Raw genomic sequence first — 4660 nt, 5'->3', positions numbered from 1 at the left:
GATAACAACTAGTATTATTATTTTTAGACAAAATATTAACATCCAAGCTTCTTTTTAGCGCATAATTTCCAGCCCTTGAAACTCCTAAGCAATAACCTGCCAGCTGATTTAACCTAGAATAATTAATTATACTTTTATACTTCACCTTTCCTTTAGAAAAATAAATAACTAAAAAACCGTCAAGAGTATAAGATTTTAAGCAAAAAACAGTTAAATCTCCAAATTCCTCAAAAAACTTTATCTCTAATATCTCATCATCATAATTTGAGCCTAAAATATCTAAAATAATATCTATACTTTCATGGCCAGCATAGTTAGCCAAATCATGCTTCTGATTAGAAGAAAGCACTTCAAAGTCAACTCCAAACGGCCTTACAAACAACATACTATAAATATACTCAGAAACATACTTTATTAGATCACCAACAATATTAGCTTGATATTTTTCTGAATTTACTCTTCTCTTTACTATATCAAAAATATTTGCACCACAGCTAAAACTTACTATATCAGCACCAGCTCCATACTCTCCAAAATCTCCATTAATCTCTACCAAACCTTTTAAACAACCATTCAAACAGCTTATTTTTTGCAGTATATTTATATCATTCATAAAAACACCAAAATTATTAATTTAAAATAGTATTAAAAATCTAGAGAATATCCTTAAAAAAATCAAGTTCACACTTCTTATATGCTCTTTCTAACTTTTCTCTTTGTTTTTTTAAGATTTCGATTATTTCCAAATGACCAGCATAAGACACACTCTCAGAATTTAAATCAGTAATTCTCCAAGCGATTGTTGCATTTAAAATTTGTAAAGCTCTTTTTAGATCGTCACAAGGATCTCCTGGGGTAACTTTTAACGCCGAGTTTTCTTCAGCATGAGTGTATGGACTTGGTGTTTTTGCCAATCCATCAGCATACACAATACTACCACTGCATCCGCTAGCTGTAGTGTTTGAACCACAGTTAGCATCATTACTTGTACTCGGAGTAATGTCAGCCGTGGCAGAACACAATTTATCTCCTACCCAATAACCTATAAGCCCTTCACCAGTAGCACCAGCCTACTGTCCCTACACCAGGTGCTACCAAAGTACCTCCAGCCCCTCCAACAACCGCACCTCCTACGTAACCAATAATTCCTCCTGAAACACTACCCGTTACAGTGAAGATACTGACACACCAAGAACTAGACCGAAGTCCTAAAGAGTCTATGTACCTCAGCCCATTCCCACCCGCATACCCATAATGGTTGATGCCACTACTTAAGCCAATAGGATCACTTTGGCTATAAAGAGCTGTAACACCTGTTACACAAGGTTTAAGTCATGTTTTACAGGTGTTACAGCTGTTTTCTTAAGATGGCATTGGGATCGGTGAAACACCTATGTTTCACCACATCTTTAACAAAATTTTTAATTAATCAGAAACTTTTTTAAAACATTTTTCATAAGAAGATAAAGATTCTCCGCCATAACATAATTGAATCACCCCAAAATTATTTTCAACAAGCGCGCTCCAATGCGCTCTAGAATAAGTTTCCCAAAATCGAAAACTATCAAAACTAAGTCGCATTTCGCCTTTTGTAGCATAATAAAGCTCCCAGCTATTTTCATTGATAAGAATTTTTCCATCTCGTAGATATTCCTGCCTATATTTTCCAGAAGGGTAAATAATTAAATAATTATGTGGTGACTCATTAACTTTATATACCCCCATCACATCAACTTCCTCAGGCATAAAGCAGCCTGATAAAAAAACAATAACTACTGATAAATATAATAATTTATTCATCTCATTTCCTATTCAATTGCTCTTCCCACCAGTAAACCTGTTGCATATTTCCCATGGGACCAAATGTTGATCTCTCCCAATGAGGAGCCAGACCATAAAAAAAAGATTCAAAACTAGAAGTATTAGTAAGTACTACTCTTACTTTATCGCAACGTTCTGTTGGAAAAATTTCAATTTTAAAGCTTCCAACAAAATGCCTAGTTGCATTCATATCAACCCATGCCTCCAGATATCCTGATGCTCCGAATGAACTTTTGTAGTCTGTCACTGGTTCAATTTGAGTATAATTACAGGATTCTAAACCCTCAGCACTTTTGGCTTCATAATATAAGATAGCCTTTCGCACAGCAGGAACATGCATTTTAATTATCTGTTAAAAATGCCAATTTTTATATTATTTTCAACTACTTTCCTGTACGCTAAAATATATAATATTTAACTTCAAAATCCAGCTTTAAATTTAACTAACAACCATCTTAAAACTGTCAAGATAAAGTTCCATAAAACAACTAGTGTTATAAAAATTATCCCAATAATAAAAATATCACTAGGTCCACCATAGCTAAATCTCATAGCAATAGTCAAAGCTACAGGGAGACCAAATAAGCGAAAATAATTAATAAAACTCTGCTTACTAGCCCCCCATAAACAAAGAAATGCACTAATAAAAAATAACAAAAAAGCAACCAAAAAATAGAGCAAACTTACTCCATTCAAAAAATACTCATTATTTATAAAAAAAACTCCAACATAGAGCAAACTACTGAAGACTAAACTAAACAGCCCAATAAAAAAAGAAATTAATTTTAGACTTTTTTTAAAAAAAGTATTTGATATATGCATTTTAATTACCTGCTCCAAAGCCGCCTGTTACAGCGCAAGATCCATCACAAACGGGGATACAAACTATGCACCAAAATATAATTGAATCACTCCAAAACTATTCGTTCCAATAGACTTGAGAGTATTTTTCCAAAAACTGAAATCTATCCAATCTAATTCGAACTTTGCCTTCTATCGCCTAAGCATTTCAGTCTAAACTATTAAGTACATATAATATAAATCACACAGCATAAGTTACTAAAAATCGATCTTCACAAACTAATTTTAAATAAAACTCTCTAAATCATTACTCAAGAGCGCTGTATAAAATTTAAACAATTATAATTTAATATAAAAATCAATTTTTACTTGTACTACTCTCCTTCCTTTCTTTTAAAAATCTCCTTTAATTACATCCCAATTCGATTACCTACTTTTTCAGACCTAAATAATATTTTTTATAAAACTCAATAAAAAAACAAAAAATTAAAGCCAAAACAACTCCAAGTACAATTCTAATATAATAATAAGTATCACTATGATACCGCGCTAACCCATCATAATCTGCTGGCATAGTTAGATCATATACAAGCAAGCCATAATAGGATAATGAAATATATAAAAAAACAGAACTATATTTAAACCTAATTAATACAGAAATCCAGGAAACACTAAAAATGAAAATTAAAAAAATATAACCCCATATAGATATATAACTTGCATTACTATAAACCCCTGAAATTGGAGTTACTAAAAAAAACAACAAGATCAAATACAAAAGAAAGATAAAATCAATTTTTCTAGCCATAACTCATCTCTTTATAAAAATTACCATCTTACATTATATATTTTATTTAAATCGCATTGAATATACGGATCTGGAAGTTCTATATCACTACAAAACTTTTTCCATCTTTCAGTAGTAGCATTTTGCATGCCTATTCCAGAAAACCCTCCCTCAATCGCAGTTAAAGAAGGCTTTTTCAAGCTAAAAACAAACATACCTTTCTCTTAGTAGTGTTAATGTAGGATTAGAAATAAATGATTGTGAGTATGCACTGCTAGCAGCATAAATAAAATCTACTTCTTCCTTCTAATAATAAAATACCTAATTAAAAAAGCGCTTGCTATAAAAAATAAAAAATAAAAAACAAGTATATAAAAACCTGACCGCATAATATAAGTTTCCGGCTGCGGATTGTATGTTTGCGCTAACCATGAATAATAATACCCCACATAAAGGCTTATAAAAGAAAACACATATAAGATAGATATAAAAATAAAATTCAACATAATTAACATCCTAATTTCATCTATTGTACTGGATACGCACAATGCTCATACTCTCTAAATGTGCTAGGTACTGTATATACCCTTATAAAAAATACAAGCTCACTCTTCTCGCAAAAACTTACTGGCCGGCATCTCCTAATAACACTATCCGCAAACGATTGACATTGATTAATTATAGTCCACCTCCCAAGAGGCTCGTCAATTTGTAGTAACTCGTTGACACATCCTTCATCAACATTATCTACTATTTGACAACTAGCATTATGCGCTTTATGTTCACCTGTATGATCTTTAATATGTACTCTTGAATATGGTACATCCGCACAACCTTGCGCTGGAACGTCACAATCTCCCCCCATGCCTGCTTCCTTCTCATCAGTTTTGATCCAAGCATGACTCGGAAAAATACTCTCAGCTGCCCAATCTGGAATAAAACTAAGATCCATAGGTCGTTTACAGAGCAATACCTTTAACCCTTTAGTATCCACAAACCTCAACCCATTCCCACCCGCATACCCATAGTGATTGATACCACCACTTAGGCCGATAGGATCACTTTGGCTATAACGTCCTACTCTTGGGTTATAATCCCTGAAGTAGTTGTAGTGTGTGCCTGTTTCTGCATCAAAGTACTGCCCAGGGTAGCGCAGGTTCATGGTGATCAGGTTGGTGCTGTCGGGGGTGGTTTCCCCAAAAGCTTGCATTTGGGCTTGCCACGTTGTGGTGCCTTCACTGTTGGCGGCTA

Annotated in this window: 8 protein-coding genes; all 8 read right to left on the bottom strand. The window is 33.4% G+C overall.

Annotated features, from left to right (window positions below):
- Nucleotides 1–613: hypothetical protein (locus VQ643_RS15970; protein WP_414201459.1), on the bottom strand; the 613-nt coding region annotated here is incomplete at its 3' end.
- 40 nt (nt 614–653) lie between these two features.
- Entirely contained in the window at nt 654–1022 is a 369-nt protein-coding gene (locus tag VQ643_RS15965) for a hypothetical protein (protein ID WP_414201457.1), read from the bottom strand.
- A gap of 403 nt (nt 1023–1425) precedes the next feature.
- Nucleotides 1426–1800, bottom strand: a complete 375-nt coding sequence (locus tag VQ643_RS15960) for a hypothetical protein (RefSeq protein ID WP_414201455.1) — start codon at nt 1798–1800, stop codon at nt 1426–1428.
- 1 nt (nt 1801) lies between these two features.
- Nucleotides 1802–2161 carry a hypothetical protein gene (locus VQ643_RS15955; RefSeq protein WP_414201453.1) on the bottom strand — a complete coding sequence of 120 codons (360 nt, stop codon included), beginning with the start codon at nt 2159–2161 and terminating at the stop codon, nt 1802–1804.
- An 80-nt stretch (nt 2162–2241) separates the two neighbouring features.
- Nucleotides 2242–2643 carry a hypothetical protein gene (locus VQ643_RS15950; RefSeq protein ID WP_414201451.1) on the bottom strand — a complete coding sequence of 134 codons (402 nt, stop codon included), beginning with the start codon at nt 2641–2643 and terminating at the stop codon, nt 2242–2244.
- A 409-nt stretch (nt 2644–3052) separates the two neighbouring features.
- On the bottom strand, nt 3053–3430 hold the full coding sequence (locus VQ643_RS15945; protein ID WP_414201449.1) for a hypothetical protein: 378 nt from the start codon (nt 3428–3430) through the stop codon (nt 3053–3055).
- Nucleotides 3431–3450: 20 nt separating this feature from the next.
- Nucleotides 3451–3624, bottom strand: a complete 174-nt coding sequence (locus VQ643_RS15940; RefSeq protein ID WP_414201447.1) for a hypothetical protein — start codon at nt 3622–3624, stop codon at nt 3451–3453.
- Nucleotides 3625–3935: 311 nt separating this feature from the next.
- On the bottom strand, nt 3936–4660 hold a 725-nt coding region (locus VQ643_RS15935), incomplete at its 5' end, for an RHS repeat domain-containing protein (RefSeq protein WP_414201445.1).

Source organism: Pseudomonas sp. F1_0610, assembly GCF_047470865.1.
Lineage (GTDB): Bacteria > Pseudomonadota > Gammaproteobacteria > Pseudomonadales > Pseudomonadaceae > JAZDRH01.
Note: the sequence above shows the minus strand (reverse complement) of the source record. Positions and strands in the feature narration are given on the sequence as shown.

Coding starts and splice junctions, on each gene's coding strand:
- VQ643_RS15945 (WP_414201449.1), bottom strand. CDS start 3,430: ATGGCTAGAAAAATTGATTTTATCTTTCTTTTGTATTTGATCTTGTTG.
- VQ643_RS15955 (WP_414201453.1), bottom strand. CDS start 2,161: ATGCATGTTCCTGCTGTGCGAAAGGCTATCTTATATTATGAAGCCAAA.
- VQ643_RS15940 (WP_414201447.1), bottom strand. CDS start 3,624: ATGTTTGTTTTTAGCTTGAAAAAGCCTTCTTTAACTGCGATTGAGGGA.
- VQ643_RS15950 (WP_414201451.1), bottom strand. CDS start 2,643: ATGCATATATCAAATACTTTTTTTAAAAAAAGTCTAAAATTAATTTCT.
- VQ643_RS15960 (WP_414201455.1), bottom strand. CDS start 1,800: ATGAATAAATTATTATATTTATCAGTAGTTATTGTTTTTTTATCAGGC.